The organism is Paraburkholderia solisilvae (assembly GCF_902859875.1).
Taxonomy (GTDB): Bacteria; Pseudomonadota; Gammaproteobacteria; order Burkholderiales; family Burkholderiaceae; genus Paraburkholderia; species Paraburkholderia solisilvae.
The window spans coordinates 59,641-79,193 of the sequence record NZ_CADIKF010000036.1; the positions used below are offsets into that span (position 1 = coordinate 59,641).

The window sequence follows — 19,553 nt, forward strand, 5'->3', positions numbered from 1 at the left end:
GATCAGCGGACCACCTGGTTTGTCTCGTGCACGAGTTGCGCATAGAGCGCATGACGTTCGCGCGCGATGCGGCCTCCGGCGACGGCTTCGAGAATCGCGCAACCGGGCTCGTGCAGATGGTGACAGTTGTAAAAGCGGCAGTGCGCGAGCAGCGGCCGGAACTCGGGGAACGCGCGTTCCAGCCGGCCTTCGGTCAAATGATGCAGGCCGAATTCCTGGAAGCCGGGCGAGTCGATCAGCGCGCCGCCTTGGTCTTCCTGGCCGGGCAGTGTGGACAACGTGGACAAAGGATAGAGGCGCGTGAACGTGGTCGTATGCCGGCCGCTATTGAGCGCAGTGGAGATCTCGCGCGTCGCGGCTTCCGCATCCGGCACGATCAGATTCACGAGTGTCGATTTGCCCATCCCCGACTGGCCGAGCAGCAACGTCGCGTGGCCGTGCAGATGCTCGCTCAGGACCGCGCGTGCCGCGTCCGGCTGCGTTCTGATCGACATCTCGAGCACCGTGTAGCCAAGCTCGCGATACAGCGCGAGGCGTTTGCGCGCGAACGGCACGGCGGCTTCGACGTCGATCTTGTTCAGCACGATCAGCGGCTTCAGCTCGTTGGCTTCGGCCGCGACGAGCGCGCGGCCGAGCAGGTCTTCGCTGAAATGAGGTTCGGTGGCGAGCACGATCAGCAACTGGTCGAGATTCGCGGCGAAGAGCTTCGACTTGTACTGATCCGACCGGTACAGCAGATTGCGCCGCTCACCGATCTCGACGATCACACCCTGGTCCGCCGACGTCATCTCATAGACGACCTGATCGCCGACCGCGATTTCGCTGCGCTTGCCGCGCGGAAAGCATTGCAGCAACGCGCCGCCGTCCGCAGGCGCGACGATGTAGTGGCGCCCGTGCGCCGCGATGACGAGTCCGCGCGCGCGGCCGGCGGGCTGCGCGGCGGCACGGGCGACGCCCTTTGCTAGGCCTTTGGCCGGGCGGCCGCTCATGCGTGCGACAGCAGTCGGTCGATCCGTTGCGACGCGGGCGGATGCGAGTAGTAGAACGCGGTGTAGAGCGGGTCGGGTGTGAGCGTCGACGCGTTGTCCTCATAAAGCTTGACGAGCGCGTTGACGAGGTCTTTCGCATCGGTCTGCGTCGCGGCGAACGCGTCGGCTTCGAACTCGTGCTTGCGCGAGCTCAGGCTGCCGAGCGGCGTGACGAAGAACAGGAACACCGGCACCGCGAGGAAGAACAGCACGAGCGCGAGCCCATCGTTGCTGCCGGCGAGCGACGGCCGCACGCCGAGTCCTTCGTAGAACCACACGCGCTGCGTGAGCCAGCCGAGCAGTGCGAGCATTGCAAGGCTCAGCACGAACGTGACGACCATCCGCTTGATCACGTGACGGCGCTTGAAGTGCCCGAGCTCGTGGGCGAGCACCGCTTCGATCTCGCTGCCGGACAGGCGCGCAAGCAGCGTGTCGAAGAACACGATGCGCTTGGCCGCGCCGAAGCCGGTGAAGTACGCATTGCCGTGCGCGGAGCGGCGGCTGCCGTCCATCACGAAGAGGCCCTTCGCGGCGAATCCGCAGCGCTTCATCAGCGCCTCGATGCGGCTTTTCAGCGCTTCATCCTTCAGCGGTTCGAACTTGTTGAAGATCGGCGCGATCAGCGTCGGGTACAGCACGAGCACGAGCATCTGGAACGCAACCCAGACGATCCATGTCCACAGCCACCAGAGACTGCCCGCCTGGTCCATCAGCCACAACACCACCAGCAGCAGCGGCAGGCCGAACGCGGCGCCGAGCAGCGCGCCCTTCGCGCGATCCGCGAAGAAGATACGCTTCGTCATCCGGTTGAAGCCGAAGCGTTCCTCGATGCCGAACTGCCGGTAGTAATCGAACGGCAGGTCGATCACGCTGGTGATCGCGACGACCGCCGCCACCAGCGCGATCTGGCCGAGATAGCCGCGCCCGAGCCAGCCGGAAATGCCGAGGTCGAGGGCCTGCACGCCGCCGAGCAGCGTGAGGCCGATCAGCACCGCGGCGCCGACCACGATCTCCGCCATCGTGAGCCGCGTGCGCTCGACCGTGTAGTCGGCCGCACGCTGATGCGCGGTAAGCGGAATCTTCGTGGCGAACTGCGGCGGCACGCTGGTGCGGTGCGCGGCGACGAAACGGATCTGTCGCGACGCGAGCCACAGCTTCGTCACGACCATCGCCAGCACGGCGATCACGAACAGAATGGAGAAGTACACAATGGGCATCCGGAAGTCCGTGGTAACTATGCGACAATTATAGGGTTGTTCGTGCCGGCGGGCGCCTCGACCGGAGGCTCGCCCGCCGCATTCCCCTCTGATGCTGCTTTCCCATGACCGACATCCTCGACCCCGCCGCTGCCGCGCCGCTTGCGCGCAGCGAAATGAACCTGATCTGGCTCGACATGGAAATGACCGGGCTCGATCCGGATAACGACCGCATCATCGAGATCGCGGTCGTGGTCACGAATTCGCAGCTCGACAAGATGATCGAAGGGCCGGTGCTCGCGATCCATCAAAGCGACGAAACGCTCGGCAAGATGGACGAGTGGAACCGCAACACGCACGGCCGTTCGGGTCTGACCGACCGGGTGCGCGCGTCCGCGGTGAGCGAGGCCGACGCGGCTGCGCAGATCCGCGCGTTTCTCGGTGCATACGTGCCGCCCGGCAAATCGCCGATGTGCGGCAATTCGATCTGCCAGGACCGCCGTTTCATGGCCCGCTGGATGCCGGAACTCGAAGCGTTTTTCCATTACCGGAACCTCGACGTCAGCACGCTGAAAGAACTGTGCCGGCGCTGGCAGCCGGCGGTCTACAAAGGGTTCCAGAAGCGCGCGATGCATACCGCGCTTGCGGATATCCACGAATCGATCGACGAATTGCGCTACTACCGCGAGCATTTCCTGGTTCCGGCCGCCAGCGCCCCGGCGACGGACGCGCCGGCGAAGTAGACCGGCGCAGGCCGCCTTCAGCGCGGCGCGCGCACCGCGTTCTTCGGCCGGAACGCCGTCACCACCGCCGTATTCGTCTCGATATACGGCCCGCCGATCAGATCGATGCAGTAGGGTACCGCAGCAAAGATGCCCGGCACCTTGACCGCGCCATCCGCGCTGCGCAAACCTTCGAGCGTCTCCCGGATCGACTTCGGCTGCCCCGGTAAATTGATGATCAGCGCCGCCCGCCCGGGCGTCTCGCGGATCACCGCGACCTGCCGCGACAGAATTGCGGTCGGCACGAAGTTCAGGCTGATCTGCCGCATCTGCTCGCCGAACCCCGGCATTTCCTTCGTTCCCGCGGCGAGTGTCGCCTCGGGCGTCACGTCGCGCCGCGACGGGCCGGTGCCGCCGGTCGTCAGCACAAGGTCGCAGCCGGCTTCGTCGACCAGTTCGATCAGCGTCGCGGTGATGGTCGGCGCGTCGTCCTGGATCAGGCGCGTCACGCTGCGCCACGGCGAGCTCAGCGCGCCGCCGAGCCATGCTTCGAGCGACGGCAGGCCCTTGTCTTCGTAGACGCCGCTGCTGGCGCGGTCGCTGATCGAGACGAGGCCGACGATCAGTTCGTCCGGATGCTCGGCTCGGTGCTCAGGCGTGGGAGTGGTCATCGTCGTCTTCCTCGACGTCGGTATCGGAATCGGGATCGGTCTCGCCGGCCGCATGCGCGCCGCCTGCCTGCTTGATCCACTGGAACAGCTCGCGGAAGTAGCGCGGCGGCTTGCCGAGCTGCGCTTCCTTGCGCGCGTTGCGGATCAGCGTGCGGCCCGCCTGCGCGTCCGCCGACGGATGCTGGCGCAGGAATTCGGTCAGCGCCGCGTCGTTTTCGAGCAGCGCTGCGCGGGTGCGCTCGATCCAGTGCAGCTTCGCGGTTTCGGCCCGGTTCGCGCCGTTGTAGGTGTCGAGCGCGGTGCGCAGCGCGCCGGTTTCGTCGTCGCTGAGCGAGCGCATCACGCGTCCGACGTATTGGATCTGGCGGCGTTTGCCTTCATGGTCGGTGATGCGGCGCGCCTCATGAACCGCTTCGCCGAGCGCTTCGGGCATCGGCATGCGCTTCAATGCGTCTTTCGGCAGCTCGACGAGGGCTTCGCCGAGTTCCTGAAGCGCATGCATTTCGCGCTTCAACTGCGACTTGCTGGGGCGATCATAGCCGTGGTCGTCGCCGGCCGGCGCGTCCGACATAGGTTGAATACGGGTTTTGCGTGTCATGCCCGGTATTGTAACGTGCGAGGTTCAGGCAGCTGTCGCGCGCGGTACCGCCGCGGCCTGGGTCTGAGCCCGCACTTGCGTGATGCGCCGGTGGACATCGCCGCACGCGCGGGTGATTGCGATCACCAGGTGCGCGTTCGCGGACCTTGCTATGATCGCGAAACACACGTGATGCATGCGGGCTGTGTGTCGCGCGACCCGCGTCACGCGGCAGGCACGCCCGATTGAAATCGGGCAGTGGCGGGCGCAAGTACGGCGAGTGCTGCAGGTACGGAAGGACTTCAGAGACGGCAGCCGGCGGGCGCGAGCCGCACCGGAGGCACAAGCAGGCATCAGGCAGACACCAGCAGGCATCAGGCAAACATAAGCAGAATCGAACAGGCGCGTTCGAAAGCGCAACCCAGCGCGTAACCGCACGGCGGGCGAGGCCCGGCCCAGTACGCCAACCCAGGACGGCAATGACAATGGCAGCAGACATCGAAACCGAAGCGCGGCAACGTTTCTTTCCCCATACGCAGGACGAACTGAAGCAGATCGCGTCGGACATCCTGCGTCACGCGAAGTCGCTCGGCGCGAGCGATGCGGCAACCGAGATCTCCGAAGGCGACGGCCTGTCGGTCTCGGTACGGCGCGGTGAAGTCGAGACGATCGAGCACAACCGCGACAAGATGGTCGGCGTGACGGTGTTTATCGGCAACAAGCGCGGCAACGCAAGCACCTCGGACTTTTCGTCCGACGCGCTGAAGGACACCGTGAGCGCCGCGTACAACATCGCGCGCTTTACCGCGGAAGACGACTGCGCGGGCCTCGCGGAAGAGGAGCTGCTCGAGAAGGCGCCGCGCGACCTCGATTTGTATCACCCGTGGAATCTGTCGGCCGACGAAGCGGTCGAAATCGCGCACCGTGCCGAAGATGCCGCGTTCGCGACCGATCCGCGAATCCGCAATTCGGAAGGCGCGAGCGTATCGGCGCAGCACTCGCAGTTCGTGCTCGGCACGACGCGCGGCTTCCTCGCCGGCTATCCGTATTCGCGTCACTATGTTGCGTGCGCGCCGATCGCCGGCACCGGTCGCAACATGCAGCGCGACGACTGGTACACGTCAAAGCGCAGCGCGGGCGAACTGGCCGATCCGGAAGCGGTGGGCCGTTATGCGGCCGAACGCGCGCTGGCGCGGATGGGCGCGCGCGGTCTCGATACGCGCAAGGTGCCGGTGCTGTTCGAAGCGCCGCTCGCGGCGGGACTGCTCGGCGCATTCGTGCAGGCGACCAGCGGCGGCGCGCTGTATCGCAAGACGACGTTTCTCGTCGACAGCCTCGGCAAGCCGGTGTTCGCGCCGCATGTGCAGATTCTCGAAGATCCGCACGTGCCGCGCGCGATGGGCAGCGCTCCGTTCGACGAAGAAGGCGTGCGCACGCGCGAGCGCTCGGTCGTGAAGGACGGCGTCGTCGAAGGCTATTTCCTGTCGACGTATTCGGCGCGCAAGCTCGGCATGCCGACCACCGGCAATGCGGGCGGTTCGCACAACCTGTCGCTGAAGAGCTCGCTCACGCAGCCCGGCGACGATTTCGAAGCGATGCTGAAAAAGCTCGGCACGGGTCTGTTGCTGACCGAATTGATGGGGCAGGGCGTCAACTACGTGACCGGCGACTATTCGCGCGGCGCGTCGGGCTTCTGGGTCGAGAACGGGAAAATTCAGTACCCGGTCGAAGAGATCACGGTGGCGAGCACGCTGCAGGAGATGTTCCGGCATATCGTCGCGATCGGCGCCGATACGATCGTGCGCGGCACCAAGCACACCGGCTCGGTGCTGATCGAACGGATGACGATCGCCGGACAGTAAAGCGGGTCGCGCGAGCGCGCGGTCCGGCCTGCGTTCTCAGACTCGCAAATTCGCCACGTCGCGTACCAACGCGACGTGGCGAATTTTTTTACGCCTGCTTCCTGCGCTCGTACGTGACGAACGCGTAGTCGAAATCGTTCGGCGGATTCGCGCGGTGCGCTTCGCGCGACACTTCTTGCCATTCGCGCGGATCGGGCGCGGGAAACGTCGTATCGCCTTCGAAGTCCGCGGCGATTTCGGTGATGATCAACTTTTGCGCGTGGCGCAGCCCGTCTTCGTAGAGCTGCGCGCCGCCGATCAGAAAGGCTTCCGGCGCGTGGTCCTGTGCCGCGAGCGCGAGTGCGGCCGCGAGGCTCGTCACCGTGTCGCAGCCGTCATGGCGGCGCGCCGCGTCGCGCGACACGACGATATTGCGCCGGCCCGGCAGCACGCGGCCGATCGACTCATGCGTCTTGCGGCCCATCACGATCGGCGCGCCCATTGTCGTGCGCTTGAAAAACGCGAGGTCTTCGGGAAGCCGCCAGGGCAGTTGATTATTGCGGCCGATCACGCCGTTGCGGGCGCGAGCGACGATCAGGGTCAGCGTCGTCATGGGAGGAAGCGGGGAGAATCGGTTCGCAGCGATTCTACCTGACAGGCGCTGAACGCCTTATGCGCAGGCAGCGCGGCGCGCCTCGCCTCGCACACGATGCCAGTTGCTCGCTGCCGGTTGCACGACGCCGATCGCAGCGGCGAGCGCTGCGGGCAGCGGATCGTGCAACAAGCAGTGCAACAAACCGCGCCACAAGCCGAGCACAAGCCGAACAACAAAACGCAAAAGCAGCACCAACCGCTTCATTCCCGCACGTCGCCATCGCCCGGAAACAGCGCCTTGTCATCGCCGCCCGCGTCGCGCAGGCCATGCGCACCCATCAGCCGGTACAGCGTGACGCGCGAAATGCCGAGGTCGGTCGCCGCTTCGTTCAGACGATGCCGGTGCCGCAGCAGCGCCGCTTCGATCGCGCGCTTTTCAGCGGCTTCGCGTGCCTGCGACAGCGTCATCGTTTGCTGCGCGCTGTAGTTCCCGAGATCGAGATCCTCGGCTGAAATCAGCTTGGTTTCCGCCATCACGATCGCGCGGCGCACGCGATTAATCAGCTCGCGCACGTTGCCCGGCCAGTTGTAGTTGTACATGGCTTCGATCGCCGACGGCGTGAAGCCGCGAATCTTGCGCGCACTGTCGGACTTGAACTTGTGCAGGATATGGTGCGCGAGAATCTCGATGTCCTTGCCGCGTGCGCGCAGCGGCGGTTCGTCGACGCGGAGCACGCACAGCCGGTGAAACAGGTCCGCGCGAAAGCGCCCATCGCGCATCGCGTCTTCGAGATCGACGTGGGTCGCCGAGATGATTCGCACGTCGACCGCGATCGATTCATGGCCGCCGAGGCGCTCGATCTTGCCTTCCTGCAGGAAGCGCAGCAGGCTCGCCTGGCTTTCCATCGGCAGGTCGCCGATTTCGTCGAGAAAGAGCGTGCCGCCGTTGGCCGCTTCGACGCGCCCGACCTTGCGCTGGTTCGCGCCGGTAAATGCACCGCGTTCGTAGCCGAACAGTTCGGACTGCAACAGGTGGTGCGGAATCGCGCCGCAGTTGATCGCGACGAACGACGCATTGCGGCGCGGCGAGCGCTCGTGAATCGCGACCGCGGTCAGCTCCTTGCCGGTGCCCGACTCGCCCGAGATAAACACCGGCGCGTCGGTATTCGCGACCTTGCGGATCGTGCGAAAGAGCTGTTGCATCGCGTCGCAGGTGCCGACCATCTCGTCGCCTTCGTGCGCGATATCGACCGGCACGTCGGCATCGTATAGCGTGACCATGCCGAACGCGTGGCCCACCAGATAGTCGATGGTTGCATGCGCAACCGGCATTTTCACGTAGTCGAAACAGTAGTGGCGAATCAGCCGCCGCACTTCCGGATCCGCGAGCCGCTCCGCGTTCGCGAGCGCGATCCAGCCCACCTGCTGCCGGCGCAGGCTCGCTTCGAGCGCGGCCAGATCGCGCACCGCGAAGCTCGCCATGTCGACGATGCCGGCGCACACGGCGTCCGGCTTCAGCAGGCGGGCGATCTCCTGCGCGGTGCGCGCGACGAGCACCGCCCAGCCGCGGCTCTTCAGATGCGCGACGAGCGTATCGTCCGGCGTGCGCGCGACGTACAGCAGCGTGCGGTCGACGCGCGCCCCCGCGTCGGTCGTGCGCGCGTCGGTTGCCGGCGCGCCCGGCGCGGCCTGCGAGGGCCGCGCGAGCGACAGCGGCACGCCGCTGCCGGCAAACGTGGGCACAGGAGTCAGATGAGAGGATTCGCGCACGGTTTGCCTCGTTTCGTGGACACGTCAAAAAGTGTAGGGAAAGCGCACACCGACGACAAAGTTCGGCGCATCGGGCGTCATGCCGATCGATACCGCGCCGTTGATCGTCAGGTGCTTGTTGACCACATGGTTCAAACCGAAATTCAGCACGGCCGCGGTGGTTTCGCTGCCGGGCACGTCCTGATAGCCCGCGCCCGGCGCCTTCGTTTTCGACGACGGCTCGAGCGCGAGCGTGTACGAAATGCTGGCCGAGTCCTTGTCCGAGAACGCGAGTGCGACGCCGCCGCCGATCTGCACGATGTCGCCGAGCTTCACGGTCGCCGGTTCGGTCTGGCCTTGCACCGACGAGATATCCGCAAACGAACGCGCGACGTTGTACGTGTACGAGAGGCTGCCGAACAGCACGATCGGGTCATACGTCTTCAGTACCGACAAACCGGCCGTGATATTCCAGAAGCCGGTGCCGGTCGGCAGTTCCGACGGCGCGACGAGGTTCGTGTTGTCCGGCGTCAGCTGCACGACCTTGATGCCGAACGGCGACGTGCCGGTCGGCGCTTTCACGCGCAGGCTGCCGACCACGTCGGGGATACTGTTGGTTTCCTTGAGCAACTGGTAGTAGAAGCCGAAGTTGACGTCGCCGATCGCATGCGAGTTGACCGACGCGTCGGACAGCGTGCTCGCCGCGCCGCCCGCGCCGCCGACGATAAACGTGCTGTGACGGTAGATGTAGGGCACGTCGACGTCGACGCTGATACGGTCCGTGAGGCCGTAGCGCACGTCGAGATCCGCCATCACCTGGTGCGACTTCGTCTCGCCGAGGTTGATATTGCCGAGGAAGATCGCGTCGAGCGCAAGGAAGCCGGACAGCTGCAACTGGCGGCGATCGTAATACGTGTCGCTGATCCCCCAGTCGAGCGTGAGCTTGTGATCGAAGAGCGGCGCGTGTTCGCGCTGCACGACCGCTTCCTCGGACTGCGTGCGCACCGGTTCGGCCGCTTTCTGGGTCTGGCCGATGGCGCCTTGGTCGGGCGCCACCGGTGCGCCGGGCGCGGTCGAGCCGGTCGCGGTCGAACCGTCGGGCGCCGGCGGATTGACCGGCACGCCGGTCGCCGTGCTGCCGCTCTGGCTGGCCGGCGCGGGCGCGCCGGGCGTGATTTGCGCAAGCGGCGGCAGCGGCACCGGAAGACCGTCGGCGCCGGGTTGTTCAGCCACCGCAGTGGAGCCCGACGCGCCCACACCTGGCGTGCCGCGGCCGCGCTGCGCCATTTCCAGATTCGTCACTTGGCGCTCGAGCGATTGAATTTGCCGCTGCTGCTCGTCGACGACGCGCATCAGCGCATTGAGCCGCTCGTCGATCGATTGACTTGCCAGGGCCTGAGCGGCCGCCCCTTGTGCCCATGCAAACATCAGGGCCGCTGCCGGAATGGCCGCGAGAGCAAAGCGCGGCCTTCTGGTCTTCATATCGGTCATCATGTTGTTGTTCCCCCGGTCAAACCGGTCGCGCGTCGCTGTTCTTGTGCTGGCGCGGCCTCGTCTCCTTACAGCTTCGATTTCGTGCTTTTCTCATGCGGTGCGGGTGGCGGCCCGCGTCTTCTCCTGCGTGATTCCGTCTGCGTCATCTCCTCGCGTTGATCGCGTTCTGCAGCGCCTGCAGCACGCCTGCCTGGCGCAGCATCGACGACGACATCTGCGCGGTCTGCAGTTGCAACTGCAACTGGTTCGCGACCTGCTGGTTGTTGCCCGCGATCTGCAGCATCTGTGCGATCGAGCCGGCTTGCGCGCTGTTCGGCGCGATCGTTTGCGTCGCGAGGCCGGCAGGCGTCTGCAACGCGACTGTCACGCCGCCGTTGCCGAACGTGATGCCGGCCTTGATCGTGCCGTTCGCATTCGACGCGTTCGCGCTCGTCGCGCCATTGCTGGTCACGGACGGCAGCGCGTTGCTGCTGAAATCGATCTGCGCGGAGTTCATGCCGACGTTGCTGTTGCCGGCGACCTGGGTGACCTGCGACACGCCGTTCACCGAGATCTGCTGCGCGCCGTTCACGCTTGCGGACGGGTCCGCGCCGCTGCCGCGGCCGTTGCCGTCGATGACGCGCGCGTTCGAATTGACGGCCGCGCTCATCTGGTTCGCCGCGTTCTGCGCGACCGCGAGCGAGCCTTGCGCGATCGCGCTGGCGCCGTTCGGCAGGCTCCATTGCGACAGCACGTTCAGAACGAAGCCGGAGATCATCTGGCCGTTCGCAAACTTGCCGGTCTGGCCGGCGAGCACGTCGTCGCCGACCGCTTGCCATTTGATCGAGTCCGCCGCGCCGTCGCGTGCCGACAGGAACGACGGCATGCCTGCGGCGCCGCCGCCTTCCGCTGCGTGCGCGGCGCCGCCGGAACCGAGCGCCCATCCACCGGCCGCGGCAAGCGTGGCGGCGCGGAGGGTGCGGTTGACGGCGCGGCTGAGGGTTGAGGGTTCACGCTTCATGATGGGCTCAGAACAGGTCTGCTTTGGTCAGGCCGTATTCGACAAAAGGTGTCGCGGCGGTGCCGGTCTCGAGCGCGCTTGCGCGCAGCTTCAACGCCAGCGACTCGTTGTCCTGCAACAGCGGTGAATCCTCCCTGAACGGTTTGCCGACGACGGCGAACACGAGTCCGTTCCATGTCTTCGCGAAATCTTCTTCAAGCAGGATGCGGTTGCCGAGCGCGGGGTCCGCGATAAAGATGCGGCCGTCTCCGGCATGCTTGACGATCACGAAGTGCTCGTAGCCGTCCATGTTCATCAACACCATCACGGGGATCTGCAGGTGATACAACGCGTCCGTATTGACCCGGAAGCCTCTGCCGCGCAGCCCGATCGTCTCGACGAATTTCTTCATGTCGAGCATCGAGAAACCGTTCCTGACCACGACGTCCGGCGTGGAGAAAACCATCATCCGGCGGATCAGTTCCGTCTCGGGGATGTCGATGCCGTAGCCGTACTTGAGGAGCGTCGCGAGCGCAGCGGCACCGCAGCTGTAGTCGAACTGCTGGTTGACGATATGGCTGTAGCGGATGTCCCTCATCGAGCGAACCGTTTTGGTCAGCGGAATACCTGCGAGGGTAGACGTATCGATGGTCGCTTGTGCGTGGGCTGTCGCACACAACGTGCAACAAGAGAACGCCAAGGCGAGCGGTAACGCCGGGAAGCGAACAAACCCGGGGGACATGCTGGTCTCCTGTGTCGATCAGAGTTAGCGCTTCAGCGCTTACTCTGATCCCACGCTGCACTACGGCTGGTTAGCGCTTCAGCGCTTACCAGGCGTCATGCAGCGAGTCGATCAGAGTTAGCGCTTCGGCGCTTATCCGGTCGTTATGTGCCGGCTGCTTCTCTGGCAGCCGGCACAAGCCCGTGTGACGGCCTACATGGCTTTTTCAGCCTTCTTCACCATGTTTGCTACGCATTGCATACCAGCTTAGTGACCGCTGTTGAGCGCGGCGATCGCCAGACCGTTGTGCTGCACGTTGCCCGCACCGCCCGCGATGTTCACGCCGATGTTGCCGGACGCGCCCGCGAGCGTATTGGCGCCGAGCATCGCGGTGCCCTGGAACTGCCCGCGTACCGACATGCTGGCGGTTTGCGAGTTGTCGTCCGTGGCCACCATCGCCGTCGTCATCGCCGTGCCGGCGTTGGTCGTCGTCACGGCGCCGGCGAGGCTGTTGTTCTGCACGTTGCCGATACCCGATGCGACGTTCACGCCGACATTGCCCGTCACGTGCGACAGCGAGCCGTCGCCGACCGATGCGTTCAGATTGAAGTTATTGATCTTCGCGCTGCCGCCCGAGGACTGCGAGTTGAAGATCTGTGCGTTGCCGAACACATTGCCGACGTCGACCGACGCGAGCGCGACATCATTGCTCTGTACGTTGTCGATGCCTTGCGCGACGTTGATGCCGAGGTTGCCCGATACGCCCGACGCCGCATTGCTGCCGGTGCCGGCGTTCAGCGTGCCCGGCGCCTGGGTGTTCACGTACTGCGTCACCGAGCCGGTGGTCTTTTCGTCGACCGTGGTGAGCGTGTCGTTCACGTTATAGCCCCAGCTCTTCGACGCTGAACTCGACGTCGCATACGCGGACGAACCCGAATGCGAGCTCATGCCCGAGCTCGAGTCGTTATGCGCGTAAGTCACCGTCGCGCTGGCCGACTTGTTGCCCGAACCGCTGTTGGCCGCGTTGGCGGACCAGCTGTTCGAGCTGTTCGAGTGCTCGCTTTCCGTATCGCTGTGGCTCGTGTTCAGATGCCCGGACGCCTTGGCGTCGAACGAGTTCGACGCGCTCGACATGCCGTTCTTGCTGAACGAGCCGCTCGCATTGGCCTGCGACTGCTCCGACGCGCTCGATGAATGGTCGCCCCACGGGTTGCCGTGCGAGCTGTGGCTCGACGACCCGGACGCGCCTTGCGAGACCTTGGCGGAGAAGTCGCCCGACTTCGAGCTCGAGTGCTTGCTGTTGTCGCTCGCCGAAATCGCGCCGTCGAAGGCCGACGAGCTGTTGCTCGCGTGGCCGCTGTCGCTCGACTGGTGATGTTCGCTCGACGCGCTCGCCGCCGACTGGTTGCCATATGCGTAATTGCTGGAGGCGGAAACCGTCGTGGTCGAGTTGGACATATGCGAGCTCGACGACGCACTCGACGACGCGTGCTGCTCGCCGGTCGAGAACGAGCTGTTGCTCCAGACGGTGTTACTGCCGGTGCCGTTCACGCTGGACGTTGCATTGTTGACACGCGTGGTCAGCATGCCGCGCATGTAGCTTTGCGCCTGCGGATCGAGCGACGCGTTCACGGTCGCGCTTTGCGTGTTGTTGACAACCGCGCCCGCGGTGCTCGACACGGACACGCAGCCGAACAGGCGCACGTAGCCCTCGATGCCGACCTGTTCGCCGACCATCGTCGCATTGAAGATATACGGGTTCTTCATCTGGCCCGCGAACACGCTGCCGGACGCCGCTGCAAGGACGGCTGCAGCAATCAGGGTGCGCTTCAGTTTCATGATGTCGCTCCGATACTTTTAGTCAGTTAGAAAAGAGTGCCCGCCGGGGGACGGAGCACAAAACTGTTTGCCGTGGCATTACCGGCGCCGGCAGTCTGGTTGATCTGCACGATTCCGCTGACGTTCCTGAAGGCTTCGCTTGAGATGCTTGCCTCCCTCGCGTCGTGAACCCCGTTCGCTCGTGCCAGACCACCGCTTTTCGGGACCGCTGCGGACAGCACGCTGTCCGAAACGGTCTCGACTCCGATTGCAGCAGTGCCGAGCTGCACACTGTTGCGCTGGAGATTCGCCGCGCCCGCGGACTGGTTCACCAGTACCGCGCCGGATGTATTCGAAAAGGCATTGCCCGCGATCGATGCGCGCGCGCTGTCGACCTTTGCGGAGGCCGTCGCGCTTTGCACGCTCGCGTTGTCGTTCGCGACCGAGCCGCCGGTCGAGATCGTCAACTGGTTGGCCTGTGCGTTGTCGAGGCCCGCGGCCTCGTTGACGGTGATCGCGCCGGTCGCGCCGAGCGCGGCGCCGGTCGCAATGCTCGCGTCGCCGCTCACGCGGGCAAGCGCCTGGGCGCTCGCGTCCTGTGCCGTGCAGGCGAGCACGGCCGTGAGGCCGGCGCAGGCGGCACAGACGACGCGTGCCTTCATCTTCATGCCGATGCGGCGCGGGTTCATTTCAGGCCTCCCATTGCGCCGGAGAGGGCGTTCGAGAGCGGCGCGAGCGCGCCTGTCACACTCGACGAAATCGTGCCGCCGATCCCGGGCCCCGCCTGACCGATGCCGCCCGCGCCGAGTGCGACGTTGCTGCCGGTGGTGTTGCCGGAAAGAATCCGCGTGACCGCCTGCATGCCGGAACCGGCGAGCACACCCGCGGAGGCGACGCCGTTCGAACCGCGTGCGTTGGTCAGATCGGAGTCGGACGCGAGCTGCGCCATTGCCGGGTTGAAGCTGTTCGCCGGGAAGGTTGTCGCACGCGACAGCACGGGTTCCTGACTTCTGGGCACCGAGTCGAACGCATTGCGCGGCGCGACTTCGCGTTCGAGGATGATGTCGCCGGGGTTGGTCACTTGCTGCGCGTGCACGGCGCATGTGAAAAGCGTGGTGGAGAGCGCGACCAGCGGGACTAACAGCGCAGGCAGCGCGGACCCGATCGACGTGACCCGGCTGCGTGACGGCAACGTTGCTTTGAGCGACGCGTTCATGGATGCCCCGACAGCGTGTTGTTCAACAGTGGTAAATCGGTCTCTCTCGCGCAGGTTTCTCGCGTCATACAAGCCGCCGCTTGCGGCTTGCCACGCGCCTGCCTCAATTCGCTGCTTGACTGCTGTGCCTCATTTCCGTATTCACTTGCGCATCATTTCCACATCACTTCCGCATTACTTCCGCATTACTTCCTCATGTAACTCGCGACATTGCTTTGCGCGGCGCGCGCCGCGTCGACCGGAACCGGCAGCGGCGCCGGCGGGGCAATCTCGTCCCAGAGCGTCACCGACGTGCCGCGCAGCAATTGCTGCGTAGCCGCAACCATCGTCATGCCGGCGGCGCCGCCGCGTTGCCGCGCGAGCACCTGGTCGTCGATCGGCACGTCGTTCATCGAAACGACATCGGCCGGCGTGTTCAATATCGGTGTGGACGTTTCGTTTTCGCTATTTGCAACCGCCGTTTCCGGCGCCGCCGCCGCTGCGGACGTCGTGTCCGCGAGGGCGACGGAGCCGGCGTCGGTGGAGTTCGACGAAGCGGATTCGTGAGCGTATGCGCCGGTGAACGCGATTAGCGACAGCGCCGCGCCGAGTGCCGCGGCGCCGGCGAACGAGCGTAGCGAAGCTGCTCGAACGCGCCAGCAGACGAGGCGGGCGGCGAGGTAGCGAGGGCGCGAAGCACCGCGGGAAACGAGTCGCATGATGTGTCTCCTTGGTGAGGCACATTTAGCGAAACGTATGCCATCGCGCTCAATCCGTTGCTGGGCCGGGCTGGTGTGCGATGCGTCGTGCGTGGACGAGCCTGAATCGGCGGAAAACGTTTCAGCGTTGATACGACACCGGCCGAATAGTGCGAAATGAACCAATACCTGCTCGCGCAACGGCTTTTATGCGGCAGATAAAGTATGCGGAAAGTGTATGAATCTTTTTATTCGTAAAGAACTTACCGTTGTCTGATTGTATTGCCGGTCAGCGTTACCTAATCTAGGGGTGCTGAATTAATTTGCATATTTGTTTTTCGAAGGGCTGTACGTATAGTAAGCTCTCGACTACAGCACACGTTTTAAAAAAGCCTATTCGTGGGCCGTTCAATACAAGCGCCGCTTTTCGGGGATCAGCTGTCCGTACGGAATGGAATGGCCGTTCGGTTTTCGTTCTATATGCGAATCCCGATTCGAATAGTCACGTATCTGAGGAATACGAGGAATAGCGGTTCAGGTGCGTGCGTCATCCTTAACGTTCGTTGACGAGAGGATCTGAATAATGGAATCCGCAACGCGGCAACTGATTTACGTTTCACGCGATCCCAGTGCTGATCTCAACGCGCGCTTTCATGAGCGCGGCTGGCATGTCGAGGTGGTCGGTTCAGCACGCGACGCACGCCGCGCAGTTCGGGCCGGTACCGCGGCTGGCGGCCTGCTCGATCTGTCCAGCTGTTTCCAGCAACACGAAATTGCCGCATTCGAATCGTGCCTGACGATGCCCAATGTTGGCTGGGTCGCGGCCACGATGCCCGGCCAATTGCAGGACGCGGCGTTGCGCCGGCTCGTACGCGATTACTGTTTCGACTACGTAACGGTACCTTATTCAGGGGACCGTATCGTCGACTCGGTCGGCCATGCGTACGGGATGATTTCGCTCGGCGAGACCGCGTCGAATGATGCGACGCAACCGGCAGGCACCGAAGGCGAAATGGTCGGCTCGTGCGACGCGATGCTCGCGTTATTCCGCTCGATCCGCAAGGTCGCGATGACCGATGCGCCGGTGTTTATCTCCGGCGAGTCGGGCACCGGCAAGGAGTTGACCGCGGTCGCGATTCATGAACGTTCCGCGCGCCGCAATGCGCCGCTGGTTGCGATCAACTGCGGTGCGATTCCGCCTCATCTGCTGCAATCCGAACTGTTCGGTTATGAGCGCGGCGCGTTCACCGGCGCGAACCAGCGCAAGATCGGCCGCGTCGAGGCGGCCAACGGCGGCACGCTTTTTCTCGACGAAATCGGCGACCTGCCGCTCGAAAGCCAGGCGAGCCTGCTGCGCTTCCTGCAGGAGCGCAAGGTCGAGCGTCTCGGCGGCCACGGGTCGATCGAAGTGGATGTGCGCATCATCTCGGCGACCCACGTCGACATGAACACCGCGATGATCGAAGGGCGGTTCCGCTCGGACCTGTATCACCGGTTGTGCGTGCTGCAGATCGACGAGCCGCCGTTGCGCGCGCGCGGCAAGGACATCGAGCTGCTCGCGCGGCATATGCTCGAACGTTTCAGAAAAGATGCGAGCCGGCGGCTGCGCGGCTTCGCGCCCGATGCGATCGCCGCATTGCACAACTACAGCTGGCCGGGCAACGTGCGCGAACTGATCAACCGGGTGCGCCGCGCGATCGTGATGTCGGAAGGGCGCGCGATTACCGCGCGCGACCTCGAGCTGGCCGAGTACGTCGAAATTGTGCCCGTGTCGCTTGCGCAGGCGCGCGAAGCGGCCGAACGGCAGGCGATCGAACTCGCGCTGCTGCGTCATCGCGGGCGTCTGGGCGACGCGGCACAGGAACTCGGCATTTCGCGCGTGACGCTGTACCGGTTGCTGTGCTCGCATGGCATGCGGCATATGGAAAGCGAAGTGATGCCGCCACATGTGACCTTACCGCCGTCGGTTCAGCATCTGTGATTTGAGTTTGGACTCAACCGGCTGTGCGTATCGTTTTATATGAGATTGATGCGCGCGCAACGTTGTCGATTTGCTGGGTTTCTGAGTATTCATCAAGTGCGGCGGCCAGCCACAGCGGCCTCGACCGCGCGCAACGAACGGCGCCGCAGCCCGTCCCCTTTTTGCCCCTCCATCACGCGTTGACGGCGCGTGCCCCAAGCTTGCTAGAATCCGGGTTTCAGTCGCCACGCGACATCGCCGGTGCGTCACGCGCCATGCCGAAGGAACCCCCGCATGAAACAGTATCTCGACCTCGTCCGCACGATTCTCGACACCGGCGCCTGGCAGGAGAACCGCACCGGTATTCGCACGATCAGCATGCCGGGGGCGATGTTGCGTTTCGATCTGCAGCAGGGCTTCCCGGCGGTAACGACGAAAAAGCTCGCGTTCAAGTCGGCGATCGGCGAACTGGTCGGTTTTCTGCGCGCGTCGCGCAGCGCGGCGGATTTCCGCGCGCTCGGCTGCAAGGTGTGGGACGCGAACGCGAACGACAACGCGCAGTGGCTCGCCAATCCATACCGCGAGGGGCCGGACGATCTCGGCGCCGTGTACGGCGTGCAGTGGCGCGAATGGCCCGCGTACAAGGTGCTCGATGCGAGCGCGAGCGCGCAGCGCGAGGATGCCGCCGCGCGCGGCTACCAGCCGGTCACGGAGTTCGAGGAGGGCGGCAGCCGGAAGGTGCTGCTATACAAGGCGATCGACCAGTTGCGCCAATGCCTCGACACGATCATGCGCAACCCGTCGGACCGCCGCATTCTGTTTCATGCGTGGAACCCGGCCGTACTCGAAGAGATTGCGTTGCCGGCTTGTCACCTGCTGTACCAGTTCCTGCCGAATGTCGCGCGGCGCGAAATCTCGCTGTGCCTGTACATCCGCAGCAATGACGTCGGCCTCGGCACGCCGTTCAATCTGACCGAGGGCGCGGCGTTGCTGCATCTGGTCGGCCGCCTGACGGGCTATACGCCGCGCTGGTTTACGTACTTTATCGGCGATGCGCATATCTACGAAAATCAGCTCGAGATGCTGCAGCAGCAGTTGACGCGCGAGCCGTATCCGAGCCCGCGTCTGGAGATCGCCGAGCGGGTGCCCGAGTATGCGAAGACTGGGGTGTATGAGCCGCAGTGGCTCGATAGCATCGAGCCGTCCGACTTCGCGCTGGTCGGCTATCAGCACCATGAGCCGCTGACGGCGCCGATGGCGATCTGAATACCCTCTGCGGTGTGCGGCGGCGCGTGTCGCGCGCGCCGCCGCCTGCCCGAACGGAAGCAGGAATCGACGAAGCCCGCCGCATTGCCCATGCGGCGGGCTTCGTCGTTTGCGCGGCGGCCATGTGAAGACACCTCGCCGGCTCTACGCGAGCTCGCACGTTATTCGGTGCGATTCGCGGCGCCGCGCTGCCTCGCCGCTCAGCCTAGCTGCGCCGATGCTCGTCGTGCCCGCCGCTGGTCGCGCGCTGCTCCTGATGGGGCTGAGGCTGCGCACGCTGCTGCTGCTGCGGTTGCGGGTGGAACTCTGGCCGCGGCTGTTGCACCTGTTGCGGCCGGGGTTGCGGCATCGGCTGCGGGCGCGGTTGCTGCACCGGTTGCGGATGAAACTCCGGCCGTGGCTGCTGGACTTGCTGCGGCGGCCTCGGCTGCGGTGCCGGCTGCGGATGAGATTCCGGCCTCGGCTGCTGAACCTGCTGTTGCGGCCTCGGTTGCGCAGTGGGCTGCTGAGCCTGCGGTGGGCGCGCCGGCTGTGCCTGCGGCGGCCGGAACGCCGGCTGCTGTGCCTGTTGCGGCGTTTGCGCGTTGACGGGCGGGCGCGGCGCATTCGCCTGCGGATTGAATCCCGGCCGCGGCGGCTGTTGTCCGAAAGCCTGTCCCTGCGTCTGACCTTGCCCTTGCGGCGGCCGGTCGGCCTGCCCAACCGGTTGTCCCGGGCGGCCGTCGCGCTGCTGCGCCATCGGCGGATGCGTTTGCGTCCAGGCGGGCTCGTTACGCGGCGGATTGCCCGGCTGCGGACCGCCGTGATTGCCGCCCCGACTGTCGTTCGCGCTGCCGCCCGCGAATGACGGCGGCCGCGGCACGTTGTTGCCCGGCCGCGCTTGCGCATTCGGCTGCTGCGCGCCGCCACCGGCTTGCGCGGGCATCGGCGGACGGCCCTGGCTTTGTGCCGGCGCGCCGGCTGCGAACGGCTGCGGATGCGGTACGCCATTGGGCTGGCCCGGCGACGGGCCATTGGGTGCACGGTTCGGCGCACCGTTCACCG

17 protein-coding genes and 1 pseudogene are annotated in these 19,553 nt (G+C 65.1%); 4 read left to right on the forward strand and 14 right to left on the reverse strand.

All coding sequences use genetic code 11. The features are described from left to right. Positions 1-2 precede the first annotated feature (2 nt). A complete protein-coding gene (rsgA, locus tag HV675_RS21270; protein ID WP_175113070.1) occupies positions 3-989 on the reverse strand; it encodes a ribosome small subunit-dependent GTPase A in 987 nt (328 codons plus the stop codon). Next, positions 986-2,245: a M48 family metallopeptidase gene (locus tag HV675_RS21275; RefSeq protein ID WP_175113071.1), complete on the reverse strand. Its 1,260-nt coding sequence runs from the start codon at positions 2,243-2,245 to the stop codon at positions 986-988. The genes rsgA and HV675_RS21275 overlap by 4 nt, the downstream gene beginning before the upstream one ends. 104 nt (positions 2,246-2,349) lie before the next feature. On the opposite strand from HV675_RS21275, the gene orn reads away from it, so the two are divergent. Further along, positions 2,350-2,967 carry an oligoribonuclease gene (orn, locus tag HV675_RS21280; protein ID WP_175113072.1) on the forward strand — a complete coding sequence of 206 codons (618 nt, stop codon included), beginning with the start codon at positions 2,350-2,352 and terminating at the stop codon, positions 2,965-2,967. A 17-nt stretch (positions 2,968-2,984) separates the two neighbouring features. Here orn and mog read toward each other — a convergent pair whose 3' ends face one another. Together mog and yjgA are read right to left on the reverse strand one after the other, a co-directional pair. After that, positions 2,985-3,617 carry a molybdopterin adenylyltransferase gene (mog, locus tag HV675_RS21285; protein ID WP_175113073.1) on the reverse strand — a complete coding sequence of 211 codons (633 nt, stop codon included), beginning with the start codon at positions 3,615-3,617 and terminating at the stop codon, positions 2,985-2,987. Next, complete coding sequence (yjgA, locus tag HV675_RS21290) at positions 3,598-4,215, reverse strand: ribosome biogenesis factor YjgA (RefSeq protein WP_175113074.1); 618 nt, start codon at positions 4,213-4,215, stop codon at positions 3,598-3,600. The genes mog and yjgA overlap by 20 nt, the downstream gene beginning before the upstream one ends. 464 nt (positions 4,216-4,679) lie before the next feature. Here yjgA and pmbA point away from each other — a divergent pair, with 464 nt between their 5' ends. Continuing rightward, a complete protein-coding gene (gene pmbA / locus HV675_RS21295; RefSeq protein ID WP_175113075.1) occupies positions 4,680-6,056 on the forward strand; it encodes a metalloprotease PmbA in 1,377 nt (458 codons plus the stop codon). Positions 6,057-6,144: 88 nt separating this feature from the next. On the opposite strand, the gene HV675_RS21300 is transcribed toward pmbA, so the two are convergent. From HV675_RS21300 to HV675_RS32560, 9 genes are all read right to left on the reverse strand, one after another. Further along, entirely contained in the window at positions 6,145-6,648 is a 504-nt protein-coding gene (locus HV675_RS21300; protein WP_175113076.1) for a dihydrofolate reductase, read from the reverse strand. Positions 6,649-6,890: 242 nt separating this feature from the next. Then, positions 6,891-8,399 carry a sigma-54-dependent transcriptional regulator gene (locus HV675_RS21305; RefSeq protein ID WP_175113077.1) on the reverse strand — a complete coding sequence of 503 codons (1,509 nt, stop codon included), beginning with the start codon at positions 8,397-8,399 and terminating at the stop codon, positions 6,891-6,893. 24 nt (positions 8,400-8,423) lie between these two features. Beyond that, positions 8,424-9,860, reverse strand: coding sequence for a hypothetical protein (locus tag HV675_RS21310; RefSeq protein WP_175113078.1), 1,437 nt, complete (start codon positions 9,858-9,860; stop codon positions 8,424-8,426). 154 nt (positions 9,861-10,014) lie between these two features. After that, complete coding sequence (locus tag HV675_RS21315; protein ID WP_377700523.1) at positions 10,015-10,872, reverse strand: peptidase C39; 858 nt, start codon at positions 10,870-10,872, stop codon at positions 10,015-10,017. A 7-nt stretch (positions 10,873-10,879) separates the two neighbouring features. Beyond that, positions 10,880-11,593, reverse strand: a complete 714-nt coding sequence (locus tag HV675_RS21320; RefSeq protein ID WP_175113079.1) for a C39 family peptidase — start codon at positions 11,591-11,593, stop codon at positions 10,880-10,882. Positions 11,594-11,839: 246 nt separating this feature from the next. Beyond that, positions 11,840-13,411, reverse strand: a complete 1,572-nt coding sequence (locus HV675_RS21325) for a hypothetical protein (RefSeq protein ID WP_377700522.1) — start codon at positions 13,409-13,411, stop codon at positions 11,840-11,842. Between the two features lie 26 nt (positions 13,412-13,437). Then, positions 13,438-14,052, reverse strand: a complete 615-nt coding sequence (locus HV675_RS21330) for a hypothetical protein (protein WP_175113089.1) — start codon at positions 14,050-14,052, stop codon at positions 13,438-13,440. A 23-nt stretch (positions 14,053-14,075) separates the two neighbouring features. Then, entirely contained in the window at positions 14,076-14,606 is a 531-nt protein-coding gene (locus HV675_RS21335) for a hypothetical protein (protein ID WP_175113080.1), read from the reverse strand. 185 nt (positions 14,607-14,791) lie between these two features. Next, positions 14,792-15,304 carry a hypothetical protein gene (locus tag HV675_RS32560; protein WP_246270451.1) on the reverse strand — a complete coding sequence of 171 codons (513 nt, stop codon included), beginning with the start codon at positions 15,302-15,304 and terminating at the stop codon, positions 14,792-14,794. A 562-nt stretch (positions 15,305-15,866) separates the two neighbouring features. Here HV675_RS32560 and HV675_RS21345 point away from each other — a divergent pair. Together HV675_RS21345 and HV675_RS21350 are read left to right on the forward strand one after the other, a co-directional pair. Continuing rightward, positions 15,867-17,264 (forward strand): sigma-54 dependent transcriptional regulator, encoded by a 1,398-nt coding sequence (locus tag HV675_RS21345; protein ID WP_175113081.1) that lies wholly within the window; start codon positions 15,867-15,869, stop codon positions 17,262-17,264. 273 nt (positions 17,265-17,537) lie between these two features. Then, complete coding sequence (locus tag HV675_RS21350; protein ID WP_175113082.1) at positions 17,538-18,509, forward strand: thymidylate synthase; 972 nt, start codon at positions 17,538-17,540, stop codon at positions 18,507-18,509. 205 nt (positions 18,510-18,714) lie between these two features. Here HV675_RS21350 and HV675_RS32780 read toward each other — a convergent pair. Beyond that, positions 18,715-19,553, reverse strand: a pseudogene (locus tag HV675_RS32780) (DUF6600 domain-containing protein); the annotation flags it as partial.

Coding starts and splice junctions, on each gene's coding strand:
- orn (WP_175113072.1), top strand. CDS start 2,350: ATGACCGACATCCTCGACCCCGCCGCTGCCGCGCCGCTTGCGCGCAGC.
- rsgA (WP_175113070.1), bottom strand. CDS start 989: ATGAGCGGCCGCCCGGCCAAAGGCCTAGCAAAGGGCGTCGCCCGTGCC.
- HV675_RS21320 (WP_175113079.1), bottom strand. CDS start 11,593: ATGTCCCCCGGGTTTGTTCGCTTCCCGGCGTTACCGCTCGCCTTGGCG.
- HV675_RS21335 (WP_175113080.1), bottom strand. CDS start 14,606: ATGAACGCGTCGCTCAAAGCAACGTTGCCGTCACGCAGCCGGGTCACG.
- HV675_RS21345 (WP_175113081.1), top strand. CDS start 15,867: ATGGAATCCGCAACGCGGCAACTGATTTACGTTTCACGCGATCCCAGT.
- HV675_RS21325 (WP_377700522.1), bottom strand. CDS start 13,411: ATGAAACTGAAGCGCACCCTGATTGCTGCAGCCGTCCTTGCAGCGGCG.
- mog (WP_175113073.1), bottom strand. CDS start 3,617: ATGACCACTCCCACGCCTGAGCACCGAGCCGAGCATCCGGACGAACTG.
- HV675_RS21330 (WP_175113089.1), bottom strand. CDS start 14,052: ATGAAGGCACGCGTCGTCTGTGCCGCCTGCGCCGGCCTCACGGCCGTG.
- HV675_RS21300 (WP_175113076.1), bottom strand. CDS start 6,648: ATGACGACGCTGACCCTGATCGTCGCTCGCGCCCGCAACGGCGTGATC.
- pmbA (WP_175113075.1), top strand. CDS start 4,680: ATGGCAGCAGACATCGAAACCGAAGCGCGGCAACGTTTCTTTCCCCAT.
- HV675_RS32560 (WP_246270451.1), bottom strand. CDS start 15,304: ATGCGACTCGTTTCCCGCGGTGCTTCGCGCCCTCGCTACCTCGCCGCC.
- HV675_RS21275 (WP_175113071.1), bottom strand. CDS start 2,245: ATGCCCATTGTGTACTTCTCCATTCTGTTCGTGATCGCCGTGCTGGCG.
- HV675_RS21315 (WP_377700523.1), bottom strand. CDS start 10,872: ATGAAGCGTGAACCCTCAACCCTCAGCCGCGCCGTCAACCGCACCCTC.
- yjgA (WP_175113074.1), bottom strand. CDS start 4,215: ATGACACGCAAAACCCGTATTCAACCTATGTCGGACGCGCCGGCCGGC.
- HV675_RS21310 (WP_175113078.1), bottom strand. CDS start 9,860: ATGAAGACCAGAAGGCCGCGCTTTGCTCTCGCGGCCATTCCGGCAGCG.
- HV675_RS21350 (WP_175113082.1), top strand. CDS start 17,538: ATGAAACAGTATCTCGACCTCGTCCGCACGATTCTCGACACCGGCGCC.